This window comes from Rhizorhabdus sp. P4_G5 (genome assembly GCF_056401065.1).
The window spans coordinates 349,459-363,321 of sequence record NZ_JBFUKB010000003.1; the positions used below are offsets into that span (position 1 = coordinate 349,459).

The 13,863-nt window shown below is 66.6% G+C and carries 16 protein-coding genes, 1 tRNA gene and 1 pseudogene; 7 read left to right on the forward strand and 11 right to left on the reverse strand.

Features of this window, described 5'->3' with window-relative positions:
- Nucleotides 1-50: 50 nt before the first annotated feature.
- The 4 genes from secE to AC1DQK_RS06020 all read right to left on the reverse strand — a co-directional run bounded on the left by secE (nucleotide 51) and on the right by AC1DQK_RS06020 (nucleotide 3,108).
- On the reverse strand, nucleotides 51-248 hold the full coding sequence (gene secE, locus AC1DQK_RS06005) for a preprotein translocase subunit SecE (protein ID WP_477868415.1): 198 nt from the start codon (nucleotides 246-248) through the stop codon (nucleotides 51-53).
- 147 nt (nucleotides 249-395) lie between these two features.
- A tRNA-Trp gene (locus tag AC1DQK_RS06010) sits at nucleotides 396-471 on the reverse strand.
- A gap of 70 nt (nucleotides 472-541) precedes the next feature.
- Nucleotides 542-1,300, reverse strand: coding sequence for a hypothetical protein (locus AC1DQK_RS06015; protein ID WP_477868417.1), 759 nt, complete (start codon nucleotides 1,298-1,300; stop codon nucleotides 542-544).
- Between the two features lie 83 nt (nucleotides 1,301-1,383).
- A complete protein-coding gene (locus AC1DQK_RS06020; protein ID WP_477868419.1) occupies nucleotides 1,384-3,108 on the reverse strand; it encodes a fatty acyl-AMP ligase in 1,725 nt (574 codons plus the stop codon).
- Nucleotides 3,109-3,271: 163 nt separating this feature from the next.
- On the opposite strand from AC1DQK_RS06020, the gene AC1DQK_RS06025 reads away from it, so the two are divergent.
- The 6 genes and pseudogenes from AC1DQK_RS06025 to AC1DQK_RS06050 all read left to right on the forward strand — a co-directional run.
- Nucleotides 3,272-3,838: a regulatory protein RecX gene (locus AC1DQK_RS06025; RefSeq protein WP_477868421.1), complete on the forward strand. Its 567-nt coding sequence runs from the start codon at nucleotides 3,272-3,274 to the stop codon at nucleotides 3,836-3,838.
- Between the two features lie 58 nt (nucleotides 3,839-3,896).
- Nucleotides 3,897-4,493 carry a cold-shock protein gene (locus AC1DQK_RS06030; protein WP_477868423.1) on the forward strand — a complete coding sequence of 199 codons (597 nt, stop codon included), beginning with the start codon at nucleotides 3,897-3,899 and terminating at the stop codon, nucleotides 4,491-4,493.
- Between the two features lie 29 nt (nucleotides 4,494-4,522).
- Nucleotides 4,523-4,981: a DUF192 domain-containing protein gene (locus AC1DQK_RS06035; RefSeq protein ID WP_477868425.1), complete on the forward strand. Its 459-nt coding sequence runs from the start codon at nucleotides 4,523-4,525 to the stop codon at nucleotides 4,979-4,981.
- A 196-nt stretch (nucleotides 4,982-5,177) separates the two neighbouring features.
- Nucleotides 5,178-5,561 carry an NADH:ubiquinone oxidoreductase subunit NDUFA12 gene (locus AC1DQK_RS06040; protein WP_477868427.1) on the forward strand — a complete coding sequence of 128 codons (384 nt, stop codon included), beginning with the start codon at nucleotides 5,178-5,180 and terminating at the stop codon, nucleotides 5,559-5,561.
- Nucleotides 5,562-5,564: 3 nt separating this feature from the next.
- Nucleotides 5,565-6,065 carry an outer membrane lipid asymmetry maintenance protein MlaD gene (gene mlaD / locus AC1DQK_RS06045; protein WP_477868429.1) on the forward strand — a complete coding sequence of 167 codons (501 nt, stop codon included), beginning with the start codon at nucleotides 5,565-5,567 and terminating at the stop codon, nucleotides 6,063-6,065.
- Nucleotides 6,066-6,361: 296 nt separating this feature from the next.
- Nucleotides 6,362-6,535, forward strand: a pseudogene (locus AC1DQK_RS06050) (DUF2155 domain-containing protein); the annotation flags it as partial.
- Between the two features lie 35 nt (nucleotides 6,536-6,570).
- Here the strand turns inward: AC1DQK_RS06050 and aat are convergent.
- From aat to AC1DQK_RS06085, 7 genes are all read right to left on the reverse strand, one after another.
- Complete coding sequence (gene aat, locus AC1DQK_RS06055; protein ID WP_477868431.1) at nucleotides 6,571-7,290, reverse strand: leucyl/phenylalanyl-tRNA--protein transferase; 720 nt, start codon at nucleotides 7,288-7,290, stop codon at nucleotides 6,571-6,573.
- A gap of 101 nt (nucleotides 7,291-7,391) precedes the next feature.
- Nucleotides 7,392-7,775, reverse strand: coding sequence for a hypothetical protein (locus tag AC1DQK_RS06060; RefSeq protein ID WP_477868433.1), 384 nt, complete (start codon nucleotides 7,773-7,775; stop codon nucleotides 7,392-7,394).
- 66 nt (nucleotides 7,776-7,841) lie between these two features.
- Nucleotides 7,842-8,240, reverse strand: coding sequence for a hypothetical protein (locus AC1DQK_RS06065; protein WP_477868435.1), 399 nt, complete (start codon nucleotides 8,238-8,240; stop codon nucleotides 7,842-7,844).
- Between the two features lie 29 nt (nucleotides 8,241-8,269).
- Nucleotides 8,270-8,761, reverse strand: a complete 492-nt coding sequence (locus AC1DQK_RS06070; protein WP_477869250.1) for a demethoxyubiquinone hydroxylase family protein — start codon at nucleotides 8,759-8,761, stop codon at nucleotides 8,270-8,272.
- 98 nt (nucleotides 8,762-8,859) lie between these two features.
- On the reverse strand, nucleotides 8,860-9,333 hold the full coding sequence (locus AC1DQK_RS06075; RefSeq protein ID WP_477869252.1) for a disulfide bond formation protein B: 474 nt from the start codon (nucleotides 9,331-9,333) through the stop codon (nucleotides 8,860-8,862).
- An 80-nt stretch (nucleotides 9,334-9,413) separates the two neighbouring features.
- Nucleotides 9,414-10,760 carry a S41 family peptidase gene (locus tag AC1DQK_RS06080; protein ID WP_477868437.1) on the reverse strand — a complete coding sequence of 449 codons (1,347 nt, stop codon included), beginning with the start codon at nucleotides 10,758-10,760 and terminating at the stop codon, nucleotides 9,414-9,416.
- Nucleotides 10,761-11,044: 284 nt separating this feature from the next.
- The gene (locus AC1DQK_RS06085; protein ID WP_477868439.1) at nucleotides 11,045-13,486 is read right to left on the reverse strand and encodes a hypothetical protein; all 2,442 of its coding nucleotides are present in this window, start codon (nucleotides 13,484-13,486) and stop codon (nucleotides 11,045-11,047) included.
- 83 nt (nucleotides 13,487-13,569) lie between these two features.
- Between AC1DQK_RS06085 and AC1DQK_RS06090 the strand changes: the two genes are divergently transcribed.
- Nucleotides 13,570-13,863: a hypothetical protein gene (locus tag AC1DQK_RS06090; RefSeq protein ID WP_477868441.1), complete on the forward strand. Its 294-nt coding sequence runs from the start codon at nucleotides 13,570-13,572 to the stop codon at nucleotides 13,861-13,863.

Consider the following 13,863-nt stretch of genomic DNA (forward strand, 5'->3'; position numbering starts at 1 on the left):
TTTCCAGTCAGATCAGATCCGACACCCGGAAATCGCGACCACCAAAAAATCTAGCCCAAGAGCGACAGCAGGAACTTCACGATCGCTGCGAACAGCTGATCGAGCCCGAAGAAGAATATACCCAGCAGCAGCGTCATGATGCCCACCATGATGGTGGTCGTCACGGTCTCCTTGCGGCTCGGCCAGGCGACCTTCGCCGTCTCGGCCTTTACCTGCCGGATGAACTCGCCGGGTGAAGTCTTCGCCACGTCCTCGCCTACCCAAATCGACAGGCAAATGCCTGCCAGTGCTTCCACAACAACGACACGAGGCCTCAGTCCGCTATTTAGCCTTGCGGCTGCGGACCTTGACCTCGTTATTCTCGACCCCGTCGGCCTTACCCTACCATTTCGAAATGGCAGGAGTGGAGGGACTCGAACCCACGGCCCTCGGTTTTGGAGACCGATGCTCTACCAACTGAGCTACACTCCTCCGGGTCCGAGACGCGGGCACATAGCGGTGGGACCGTTGGAGTGCAAGGGGTTGGCGACGTGCCAAGCGGTCAGCGCGTATATCTGACGCCCGCATCGTCGATGTCCCAATAGGCGCCGCCATTGCCGTTGGTGCGAAAGGCGATCGGCACTTCGATGCGGTGGCCGCAGGGCTCGAACGTCCAGATCTCGTTCCACGAGCCCTTCAGCCTGATTCCATAGACATCGGGACCGAGATCGGCGCTGCTGCCGGCGATGCGCATGCCCGTTGGTGTGATGTCGCGTGGGCTACAGGCCGAGTCGGCGGTGCGAAGCTGCTTGAGCGCGGTATTCACGGCACCCCGCAGCGCCTCGCGCGACAATGATGGCCAGGCATAGCTCGTGCCCTGTCCGGCGAAGATCCCCTGCAGCGTCCGGCCATCGGCGGCGCGCAACAGCAGCACGCGGATCGGATCGGCCGGCGGGCAATCGTCGAGCGTAACCCGCACCAGCCAGCCATTCTCGATCTGGCCCTTGGCGATCATGGTGGTGATCATGCCGTCGAGGCTGACGGGCGCGAGCTTGCCGAGCCTGATTTTTTTCGGCGCGCATCGACCGCGCTGGCGGGCGTCGACGGCGACGGCCGTGCCGACTGCCCGGGCCAGCGCGGCATCGTCGGGCAGAGGATTGCGATTGAGCTCCTCGAGGTCGCGCTTGAAGACGGCGGGATCGCCGAGCGGGTCGAGCGGGGCTGCGGCCAGCGGCGTGGCGACGATCAGCAAAGAGATGAGTGCCGCTGAGCAAAGAGCCCCGATAACCACGCCGCCGTCATGCTGAACTTGTTTCAGCATCCACTCCTCCACAGGTGGCCGTTCCCGCGTTCGCAAGTGGATGCTGAAACAAGTTCAGCATGACGAGCGGTAATGGACAGGGCTTATGCCGCGATGTCGTAGCCTTGGATCTCGCCCGCCAGATAGAGGTTGCGGGCCTTGGCGCGGCTCAGCTTGCCCGAGCTGGTCTTGGGCAGGGTGCGCGGCGGCACGAGCTCGACGACGCAGTGCATGCCGGTGATCGCGCGTACTTTCTCGCGGATCTGGTCGCGCAGCCGGGCGCGCTCGCTGGGGTCCGAGGTGCGGCACTGGACCAGCACGGCAGGGGTCTCCTCGCCGCCCGGCGTAGTGATCGCGAAGGCGGCGATGTCGCCGGCCTTGAAACCCGGCAGCTGCTCGACGGCCCACTCGATGTCCTGCGGCCAGTGATTCTTGCCGTTGATGATGATCATGTCCTTGGCGCGGCCGACGATGAAGATATAGCCGTCCGAGATATAGGCCATGTCGCCGGTGTCGAGCCAGCCGTCGACCATGCAGGCGTCGGTCGCCTCCTGGTCGCGGAAATAGCCCTGCATGATCGACGGGCCCTTGGCCCACAGCTTGCCGATCATCTTCTCGGGCAGCACCGAACCGTCGTCGTCGCGGATCTCGACCCGCATGTCGCGCACCGGCTTGCCGCAATTGACGATGGCACGGAAGCGGCGCGGCCGGTCCTGGCTGTGGTCGCCGCCCGACAGCTGGGTCTCCTCGACCAGCTCGACGACGATGCCCTCGCCCGGCGGCATGATCGATACCGCGAGCGTCGCCTCGGCCAGGCCATAACTCGGCAGGAAGGCGTTGGCCCGGAAGCCGGCTTCGGCGAAGGCATCGACGAAGGCCTGCATCACGTCCGGGCGGATCATGTCGGCGCCGTTGCCGGCGAGCCGCCAGCGCGACAGGTCGAAACGGTCGGAGGCCTTGGTCTGGCTCGACATGCGGCGCGCGCAGATGTCGTAGCCGAAGGTCGGCGAATAGCTGATCGTCGTGCCTTCGTTGCGGCTGATCATGTCGAGCCACGCGAGCGGGCGGCGCGCGAAATCCTCGGTCTTGAGGTAGTCGGTCGAAACCTGGTTGGCGACCGGCGACAGGAAGCAGCCCACCAGCCCCATGTCGTGATACCAGGGCAGCCAGCTGATGCAGCGATCCTGCGGCTCGACCAGCATGCCATGCGAATGCGCCGCGAGATTGTTGAGCAGCGCGCGGTGGGTAACCGCCACGCCATGCGGAAAGCGTGTCGAACCGCTCGAATATTGCAGATAGGCGATATCGTCCGGCGAAGCCTGCGGCAGGATCGCATCGACTGCCTCGCGCGCCTCGAACGCTTCGTAGCTCAGCCCCTCGACGCCGCGCTGCCGGGCCGCGGCCGACGCCATGTCCTCGAGCTCGGCCGGATAGAAGAAGAGTTTCGGATCGGAACTCGAAAGCTGGACGATCAGCTGGTCTATATAGCTGTCCTTGCCGCCGAACGAGGTCGGCAGCGGCAGCGGCACCGGCCAGGCGCCGGCATAGACCGCGCCGAAGAACAGCGCTGCGAACAGCGGCCCGGTTTCAGCGACCAGCGCGATGCGATCGCCGGGGCGGATCCCTGCGGCGATCAGCCGGCCGGCATTGGCCATGCTGTCGGCGCGCAGCTCTGCGTAGGTGTAGGGCTGGACAAGCGTCCCGCGCGCGTCGTGGAAATTCAGGCCGCGAACCCCGGCGGCAGCGTAGTCGAGCGCCGCTCCCAGAGTGTCGAAATCGGCGAAACGGCGCGGCAGGGCGTCCATCGTGGGCGTCGGCACCAATGCCATTATAATATCGTTCCTCTGCATCGTCGAAGCGCTATCCACCCGGTCCAGCATCAGCGCGCCTCCCCTGGGGCCACTGCGGCCGCCGGGCAGCCCTGTTCATGTTGCCTGCCTTCGCCGAAGCCCGCGTTCAAAATCCGGCCCGACTGTGGCACAATCATGGCGCATGCCCCGATCGACCCCCAAAATCCTGTCGCCATATGACATTGCGACACTTGAACGCGCTGCGCTCGATTATGCGGCGCGCTATGCCACGACCCGCGCCAAACTGGCCGCCTATCTGCGCCGCAAGCTGCGCGAGCGCGGCTGGGAGGGCGACAGCCCACCGCCGGTCGAGGAGCTCGTCGAGCGCTTTGCCGAGCGCGGCTATGTCGACGACCGTGCTTTTGCCGCGGCGCGCGCCGATTCGCTGCTGCGCCGCGGCTATGGCGTGCGCCGCATCGCCATGGCGCTGCGCACCGCCGGCATCGATGCCGAGACGAGCGGCGCGCTATGCGGGCGGATCGACGCCGGCGCGGAACAGGCTGCCATGCTCTATGCACGGCGCAAGCGGATCGGGCCGTTTGCCGGCCACCGCCCCGACGCGACGGAAAAGCGCCGCTGGATCGCCTCGATGGCACGGGCGGGCCATCCCCTCGATCTGGTTTTGCGCGTGCTCGGGGGCGAACCCGAGGAAGAAGAGGTTGATAATCCGCATTTTCCGGGCAATGGCGGATATCCGGTGTCGGAATAGCTTCGTTTCAAAGCCGGTCTGTGATAAAAAGGTCATCTAGGCAGCGGGTGTCTCAACGATGAATGAACAGTCTGTTGCGTCTGTGACGTTGCGCGACGTGAGCCTGGATAGCGATCAGGAACGCGTATCGATGACTGCTGGCGAAGCCGCCGAAACTGTTGTGGGCGCGGTCAAGTGGTTCGACGCCACCCGCGGCTTCGGCTTCATCGCGACCGACAATGATCGTGGCGATGTGCTCGTCCATTTCTCCGTGCTGCGCGACCATGGCCGGCGCACCCTGCCCGAAGGCGCCCGGATCGCCTGCGAAGTAGTGGCGCGTGATCGCGGCCTGCAGGCCCGCCGCATCCTCGCCATCGACCTGTCGACCGCGACCGGCCCGGATCCCGATCTCATCGCCAAGCGCAATGCCGATCGGGTCGATCCGACCCAGCTGATCGACAATGCCGGCGAACCCGAGGCGGTCGTGGTCAAATGGTTCAACCGGCTCAAGGGCTATGGCTTCGTGGTCCGCGAGGGCGACACCCAGGACATTTTCATCCATATGGAAACCGTGCGCAGGGCCGGTTTCGCCGATCTCATGCCAGAGATGCGGATGAAGGCGCGCATCGCAGAGGGCCGCAAGGGTCCGCTCGCGGTGGAACTTATCCCCAACTGACGGTGGCGTTCCCGGCGCGGCCTCTCTGCGTGCTCGCGCTCGCTGCGCTGGCAGGCTGCACGCCCGGCGCGGCGCGCTCCGCCGATACCGCGGCTGCCGCCTCCGCGACGGGCGTGCCGCTGGCGCCGCTGGAGATCAGGACGGCCAGGGGTGTCGTCAAATTCCACGTCGAGGTCGCGTCGACGCCGGAGGAGCAATCGCGCGGGCTGATGTACCGGACCAGCCTGCCCGCTCATGGCGGGATGATCTTCCCGATGACGCCTGCCCGCTTCGCAGCCTTCTGGATGAAGAACACCTATATCCCGCTGGATATGATCTTCATCCGCCCCGACGGCACGATCGCCAGGATCGCCGCAAACACCGTTCCCGAAAGTCTCGATACGGTCGAATCGGGTGAACCGGTGTCGGCCGTCCTCGAGATTACAGGAGGCGGCGCGGCCGCGGATGGCATCGTCGAAGGCGACAAGGTGAGCTGGAAGAGGCCGTAACGGGCGGTCGAGATGCGCGGGACCGCTCGTCCGGCTGAGCGGCCAAGGAGAGAGGCGCATCGAAGGACGTCCTCGATGCGGTGTTTCACCGAGCCCAGTGGCTCCTCGTGACGGGCCGGCCGGCAATCTGGCGACGGGCTGGCCTTCGCCTCTAAACGGTTGCACGGCATGGCCGGCAAGCGCTAAGCGAGGTGCCATGCTCAAGAAGATCTTCACTTGGTGGAACGGTGCCACAATCGGCACGCTGCTGTTCAGCAAGCTCAACGGCAGCCGCGTGGGCGAGGATTCGCTCGGCAATGTCTATTTCGAGGGCGGCCGGACCACCGATGGCCGCGCTCGCCGCTGGGTGATCTATTCGGGAGCCAACGACGCCAGCCGGGTGCCCCCCGAATGGCATGGCTGGCTGCATCACAGCACCGATCTTACCCCGGACCAGCTGCCGCCACCGCGCAGCTGGCAGAAGACGCCACAGCCCAATCTCACGGGAACCGATGCGGCCTACCGGCCGGCGGGCGCTCTCGAGAAGGGCGGCGTCCGTGCCGCCGCGACCGGCGATTATGAGGCATGGAGCCCGAGCTGAACCATGAAGTCGTTGTTTCGTGAAAATATCGGCGAGGCGCTGGTTGGCCTGTTCGTCATCGTCTTCGCAGCCTGGTTCATATGGTTTGCGTGGTCGGCCACGGGCGGCGGCACCAAGTCCGGCGCGATCCATGTCCACGCGCTGTTCCCGAACTCGACCGGCGTGAACGTCGGCAGCGACGTTCGGGTCGCGGGCATGAAGGTCGGCACCGTCACCGCGCAGAAGCTCGATCCGCAAAGCTTCCAGGTCAACATGACCCTGGCGCTCGATCCGGCCGTGAAGCTTCCTGCCGACAGCAGCGCCGCGATCACCTCCGAGGGCTTCCTCGGCGCAACCTTCATCTCGCTGATCCCGGGTGGCGATCCCGCCCCGCTCAAAAATGGCGATACGATCGCCGATACCCAGGGCGCAATGGACCTGATGAGCATGGTCGGCCAGTTCATCAACAAGTCCGGCAGCAGCGCGCCGGCCGAACCTGCGCCTGCTGGACCCGCCAAGCCGTGAAGCGTGTCCTGCTGGGCGCCGTCGCGCTCGGCGGCATTGCGGGCGCTGCGACCTGGGCGGTGAGCCAGGAGCAGGCGCCGATCGAGGCGGTGACCTCGGAAGAGCAGGTCGCGTCGCCGATTCTGGCGCCGGCCGCCGGCGACAGCGAGCCAGGCAACAGCAGCGCCCAGGCCGCGGCGCCCGGCGCGGTGGTCGAGAAGATTCCCGACAAGCCGCTGATCACCGAAGGCACGCCGCTCGATCAACGGGTTGCGGTGCTCGGCCTGCTCAACAAACGCAACGGCGAGTCACGCGAAGTGACGCTCAGGCCGGGCCAGGCGATCCGGGTCGGCGACGTCGTCATCCGCCTGCGCGCCTGCGAGACCACCGCGCCGTGGGAGGACCAGAAGCTGACCGGCGCCTTCGTCCAGACCGACGTCCGCAATCGCGACGGCAGCTGGCGGCGGGTGTTCTCCGGCTGGCTGTTCAAGGAATCCCCGTCGCTGAACGCGGTCGAGGATGCGGTTTACGACGTGTGGCCCAAAAGCTGCACGATGGTGCATCCTGATATCGGGCCCGACACCGTGCGCCTTTCCGGATCGGTCGCGCCGTCCAAGGCGAAGAAGTCGGGCGGCGACCAGCCCGCCGCCGCGCCGACGGCGCCGCCTGCCACGCCCATCGCGGAATCCAACAGCGCCACATAGGCGTCACGGCTCACCTCGATCGCGCCGAGCGACTGGAGGTGATCGGTGATGAACTGGCAATCGAGCAGGGTGAACTTCCCCGCCCTCAGCCGTGCGACGAGGTGCGCAAGGGCGACTTTCGACGCATTGCTCTGGCGGCTGAACATGCTTTCGCCGAAAAAGGCGCCGCCCAGCTTGACGCCATAGAGGCCACCCACCAAGCGGCCATCATGCCAGGTTTCGATCGAATGGGCGTGGCCGCGCCGGTGCAGATCGGCATAGGCGATTTCGATGGCGGGATTTATCCAGGTATCGGGCCGATCCGACGTGCTTGCCGCGCATTCCGACACGACCTGCGAGAACGCCTTGTCGGCGGTCACGGTGAAGCGCTCGGAGCGGATCGTCTTCGCCAGCGAGTGTGACAGCCGGAAGCCATCGAGCGGCATTATTCCGCGCTTTTTGGGTTCGACCCAGTAGACATCATCCGCGGCGCGGCTGTCCGCCATCGGAAAGACGCCGATGGAATAGGCTCTCAGCAACAGGTCCGGATCGATCGCCTTCATCGATTCACCCCTCGATCGATGGAATTATAGCGGATTCAGACCAAATCGGAAGAGTGCTGGACATCCGGACGGTGCCGGCCGACGCGATGGATCGGAAAACGTCATTCCCCGTTCTTCATCGCCTCGCGCTCGGCACGGGCGGCCTCGAGGAACTGGCGCATGCAGCCGGTCTGGCCATTCGACCCCTGCGGCGAGCAGCTGTTGGGCAGGCCCCTGCGGCTGACCATGTCCAGCGTTCGGGCGCGATCGACCCAGCTCTGGGTGACCGCCTCGCGCTTCTGCTTCCGGAACTGCTTGGGGATGCGAAAGCGCTCGCTCTCCGGCTGGCGCGCACAGACGATGATCTCCTCGTCGCTGCTGCGCGGGCACGGATCGTTGCCGAACACGACGAGCGTGCTGACTCGCGACGGTGAGTCCTCCGCCTTTTGGGCGGCAGCGAGCGGGGTCGCGGTCAGGAACAGTGGGAGCAGGATCAGCGATTTCATAGCTTCAGCTAGACGCGCTGGCGGCTTTCGGACTGCTGAATGACGTGCGTCCGGTGGCCAAAGGCGTCAGAACTTGATGCCGCACTTCTTGCCGTCGGCCTTGTCCTCTTCGCAGGCCTTGCGGGCGAGTTCGCGGAAGCAGCCGGAGGCGCCGCCCGAGCCGCTGGTGGAGCAGCTGTTGACGCCGCTACGGCCGACATATTCGAGGCTGGCGGCGCGATCGCCCCAATTTTCGTTGCCGCGGTCGCCGGACTTGCGCAGCTGCTCGGGGATGCGATAGCGCTCCGCCTCGGGCATGCGCCGGCAGACGACGATTTCCTCGCCGTTGCTGGTGGGGCAGGGATCGGTGCCGAAGATGGTGAGCACCCGTTCGGTGCGCTGCGCCTCGACCGGTGCCGCCAGCGGCAGGGCCATAGACAGGGCGGCGACCGCCAGAGCCGGAGAAAGCAAGCGGAGGGTCTTCATCGGCTCGGATCCTGTCCTATGGGTGCTTCTTATATGTTGCGCGACAGGCGAATGGCAATGCGGCAACCGAGCCGGATCGCGCCCGACAGCAGCGCATAAGCGGGCGCCTGCTCGGCGCCTGCCGCCAGTGCGGTCTCGCGATGCTCGACCTCTTCGGCGCGGAATTCCTCGATCGTGGCGCTCAGCTCGGGATCGCCATCGCCCAGCTGGTCGAGCTGTTCGCCATAATGACGGTCGATCTCGGTCTCGATCGCGACGGTGCAGGCCATCGCCGCCTTCGGACCGATCAGCGCGGTGGCCGCGCCCAGTGCGAATCCCGCCACGTTCCACAGTGGTTGCAGCGCTGTCGGGCGGACGCCGCGCTGCGTCATCATCCGGTCGAAGATCGCCCGATGCCGAGCCTCCTGCTCGGCCATGCGCGTGATCGCCCGCGCCTCGTCCGAACGCTGCCCCATCACCGCCAGCTGGCCGGCATAGATACGGGTCGCACCAAATTCCCCGGCCTGATCGACCCGCAGCATCGCCGCGCGCTGTTGCGCGTTGGCGGCTGGCAAAGGCGCCGCGCGCTGTTGCGCGTTGGCGGCTGGGGAAGGTGCCCCAGGCTGTTTTTCGTCGGTGTTCATCCGCGGCGTCTCCACAACCCAATGATGGCGAGGCCGCCCAGTATCGAGAAGATCGCGTTGAAGCCGGCCAGCGATATGCCGAACAGCGTCCATTGCGGCACGTCGCACTGGATCATCGGCGTCGCCATGATCTGCGAGAGCAGGTCGGCGCTCGATCCGCCCACGATCGGGGCGGAGCAGCGAGTGATACCCGTCCACCAGTGATATTCGACGCCGGCATGGAATAGGCCGATCGCGCCGCTTGTGAGTATCGCCGCGACCGCCAGCGCCACCAGCATCCGGCCGAGCGGTTTTTCAGGAACCCCGAAGGCGAGCAGGGCCAGCGCGATCGCCGCATAATGCGGCCAGCGCTGCCAGTGGCACATCTCGCAGGGGAAAAGCCCGCCAACATATTGGGAGCCGAGCGCGCCGGCCATCAATGCTGCAGGAAGCAGGAGCGCGGCGAGCCTGGCCTGGGCGAAGCGGGTCATCATCCCGGTATAGCGGGTGACGCGCAAGAAATAAGCCCCCGCGTCCGCATTCCTCCTCCCGCCGGGAGGAGGAATCGGCGTTACCGCGCGCCGCGCTTCGCGCCGGCCAGCGCCGTGCGCAGGGCCGGCTGCGACATGCGGGCGATCGTCTTGACCGCATAGTCGAGCTGGAAGTCGTCGACGCCCTGCTTCTTGAGCGCCTCGGCGGTCAGGATGAAGCGGGGATCGGCCTTGCCGTCATCCTCGAGCACCTTGTCGTCGATCTTCGCTTCGTTGATCAGGTGGCGGCGCAGGTCGGCCTCGCGCAGGCGCGGCCGATCCTTGTAATCGGGGTCGCTGAGCTGTGGCACGAGAATGTCGGGATTGATCCCGCCTTCCTGCACCGACCGGCCCGACGGCGTGAAATAGCGCGCCGTGGTGAGCTTCAGCGCCGTGTCGTCGGACAGCTCCATCACCGTCTGGACCGAACCCTTGCCGAAGCTGCGTTCGCCCATGACGAGCGCGCGCTTCTGGTCCTGCAACGCGCCTGCGACAATCTCGGCGGCCGAGGCCGAGCCGGCATCGACGAGCACGATCACCGGCAGGCCGTGCGCCAGGTCGCCCGCGGTCGCGAAGCGGCGCTCGATGTCGGTCTTCTCGCGCCCGCGCTGCGAGACGATCTCGCCGCGCTCCAGGAAAATGTCCGACACGTCGATCGCCTGGTCGAGCAGCCCGCCCGGATTGGAGCGTAGATCGACGATATAGCCGAGTGGATCATGGCCGATCGACTTCTGGATGCCCGCGATCGCCGCGCGCACCGAATCGCCCGTGTTCGAATTGACGAAGGTGTTGATGTTGATGATGCCGACCTGGTCCTTGACCTCCCACTTGACCGGCTTGAGCTGGATCAGCTCACGGGTCAGCGAAACGTCGAACGGCTTGTCGCGGCCGGGGCGGACGACGGTCAGCGAAATCTTGCTGCCGGGCTTGCCGCGCATCTGGTCGACGGCCTCGTCGAGCGTGCCGCCATAGAGCAGCTTGCCGTCGAGATGGGTGATATAGTCCCCGGTCTTGAGGCCGGCCTTCTGCGCCGGGGTATCCTCCTGCGCGGTCATGATCTTGACGGCGCCGTCCTCCATCGTGACCGACAGGCCGAGGCCGCCATAGGCGCCCTGGGTCTGGGTCCGCATATTCTGGCGGTCGCGGGCGTCGAGATAGGCGCTGTGCGGATCGAGGCTGGCGAGCATGCCGTCGATCGCGCCCTTCATCAGCGTGCGGTCATCGACCTTGTCGACATAGTCGGCGCGGACGCGCTCGAACACGCTCATGAACTGGTCGAGTTCCTTGTAGGTGCTCATGTCGACCGCGCTGATCGCGGGCGTCAACGTGGCAACAAGCGCTCCGGCGCCGAACAGCCCAACCGAACGCAACAGGGTCTTGGTCTTCATCAGTCGCTACATCCCAGAGAAGGGTGCCATCCTACAGGCATTTCGCCTTGCGGCAAATAGGCCGGATCGACCCGGCCCTTAGCAGCAAGGTGGTTAGCGAAGCGTGTTCGGTCAATGCGACGTGGCGCCTTCGCGGCGATTCCGTCACCCTGAACTTGTTTCAGGGTCCACTTGTCGGGCTGGAGCGCTTCCTCGTGGAAGAGTGGATGCTGAAACGAGTTCAGCATGACGGTGTCAGGGCGCGAAGGCGCGGTGCGCGCGAGCCCCCGGCTGCCCGGCTCCACTCAGATCAGCAGGCGTTCGATCGCCTGGGCCAGGGCCACATAGAGCTTGCCCATGTCGGACGAGATCATCGTCACCGCGAGGGCGCCGCCGTCGCGGCTGGCGAGGACGCGGCGGAGCAGCGCCTCGAAGTCGTGGATGTAGCGGTTCACATGCTCGCGGAACTCGACATTGCCGTCGTACAGCTGGCTGATCAGCCCGGCTTCCTCCTTGCGCAGCAGCCGCACCGCGGCGCGGGTGAAGGCGCCGTGATCGCCGTGGAGATAGGCTTTCCACGCGCCATCGGGCACGTCGTGCGACAGCAGCTTGGTCACGTCGATTGCGGCCGAGTTGAGATGCTCGACCAGGATCGCGACCTCGCGGCTGACCTCCTCCTGCTCGACATGCTCCTGGCGCGCCTGCGCCTCGGCGACGCGCTTCTCCATATTTGCGCTCGCCTCGGCGATCGACAGCATCTGGGTCAGCAGTCGCTCGCTGGCCAGGTTGGCGGCGGTAACGGCGGCCTCGGCGGTGTCCGAGATCAGGTGGATGCGCTGCGTGATCTGGGTACCGAAGGTGCGTTCGATCGCCTCGGCACCGCTCTTCGCCAGCATCTCGCTGGCATCGGGGATGATCGATTCGAGCGCCGCCCGTGCGCCCCGCGCGGCTTCGCCTGCGGTTTCGCGAACCTTGAGGATCGCGTCGACGAGCTGCCCTCCCGACAGTTCGGACAGCGAGCGCATGTTCGATTCGCTTTCGGCGATGAGCCGGCCGAGTTCGTTCGAATGGTCGCGCAGCGCCTCGAGCCGGGCGTTGGCTTCCTCGGCGAAGGCATCGGACAGCTCGCGCTGGCGTTCGAGCATCGTGTCGCCCTCGGCGGCGATGCTGGCCATGCGGCGGGCGGCCTGGTCGCCCAGGCCGGCGATCGCCTCGCGCTGGCGGTCGATCATGGTGTCGGCGGAGTCGAGCCGGTCGGTGGCGCGCTCGACCGTCGCGGCGAGTTGCTCGGCCTGGGCGGTGATCGCGCGCATCGTCGCGTCGCCGCGCGCCGCTTCGCTCTCGACCCGCTGCATCGTCTGCGGCAGATCGCGCTCGACATTGCCGATGATCGAATCGAAGGCGATGCGCAGCCCGTTGGCGCGGTCGGTCAGGGTCCGCGCGCCGGCCATGCTGCTGGTCACCGCCTGGCCGAGATGGTCGACATGTTCGCTGAGCGTCACGATCAGTTCGGCGAGGTCGGCGGTCTGCTCCGTGCCGGTCGCGCCCAGCGCCTCGAAGCGGCTTTCGATGGCGCCCAGCGCCTGTTCGAGATTGGCGACGAGCCGGCGGGCATCCTCATCCTGGCGGGCGAGCTGCGCCGAGAGCGCCTCGGCGTGCGCGCTCATCTCGCCGAGCCGTTCGGCGATCGAAGCGGCGGCGACCGTGCCGGCTTCGTCCAGGGCGGCGCGGCCATGGTCGATAATCGCCGCCATCGCCTCGCGCTGCAGATCCATGCCCGCCCGGGTCTGTTCGATGGCCATGGTCGCGCGGTCGAGGGTGGTGTCGATCGCGTGGCCAAGGCCGGCCGTCGTCTCCTCGATCGTGCGCGCGGTGCGCTCGGTACGCGTTTCGATCCGGCCGATCTGGGTGGCGAAGCGGCCGGTGGCGGCGCCGATCAGCTCGTCGGCTTCATGGCTGCGGGCGATAATGGTGGTCAGCGCTTCCGACAGGCCCTCGGCATGCTCGCGCGCGGTGCCGCCGATGCCGCGGATCAGTTCGGCGACCTCGTTGACGATGCCGAGCGAGCGGGGAAGGTCCTGCATCAGGCCGGTCATGTCTGAGCGGGCGACGCCGGTGGCATCATGGAGCAGGCTGGTCTGACGGGCGAGAAGATCGGTTTCGTCGCGCATGTCCATGCTGATCTGCTGCAGCCTGCGGGCGGCACGGTCGCCCTCTTCGAACAGCGAGTCGGTATGGGCAGCAAGTTCGGTGCGGCGGCTGTCGAGCGCGGTGAGGACACGGCCCACCGCATCCTCGAGCCGGCGGCTCTCGACGCGCATCGACAGGGCCGTCTCGCCGAAGCGGCCGGCTTCGCGGCGAGTGCTGCGCTGGATCAGTATGTAGATGATGCCGAGCAGCGCGAGCGGCCCGCTGGCCAGCGCGACAGTGTTGGCGATGGCCGATGGATCGAGCGGGACAGGACCGGTGCCGACGATCCACAGCGCGATCCAGCCGGCCGCGGCCAGGCCGAACAGCGCGCCGATCGCCATGTCCGCGGCGCGGCGCGACGATCGCGGCGCGGCGGGCTCGGCACCGGCGGGGACATCGTCATCCGCCGTGTCGACGAGCAGCAGTTCGCCATGTTCATTGTCGCTTTGGGCAGCTGTTTCAGGCAGTTGCCCTGCCGCCGCCGCTGCGCGCACGGCATCCGCCTCGGCCGCATTCGCGGCGCGCCAGCTATCCAGTGGATGCGGTGCCTTCCCCATGCGCCGGGATTCTATAGGAATCGCGAATCGAGCGATAGCCTCAGCCTAACGAAATCTTAACCCGATTGGCCGCTTATCGGGGCATGTCCTTCGAACCCGGCACCCTCGATCATCTGCTCGCCGAAGCCGTCGGCGGCGACAGCGCCGTCGCGGGTGAATTGCGCGCGCTGTTCCTGGCGTCGGCAACCATGCACCTCGCGGCGATGTCGCAGGCCGGCGGTGCCGCCTCATGGCGCGACGAGGCACTCAAGCTGCAGGGTCTCGCCGCCAGCTTTGGCATGACCGGCCTGATGCAGGCCGCAGCGCGCGCGGCATGCGCTGCGCAGGATCCGCTGCTGCTCGAGTCGCTGGCGGAAGCCCTGGCCGGGTGCCGCTGA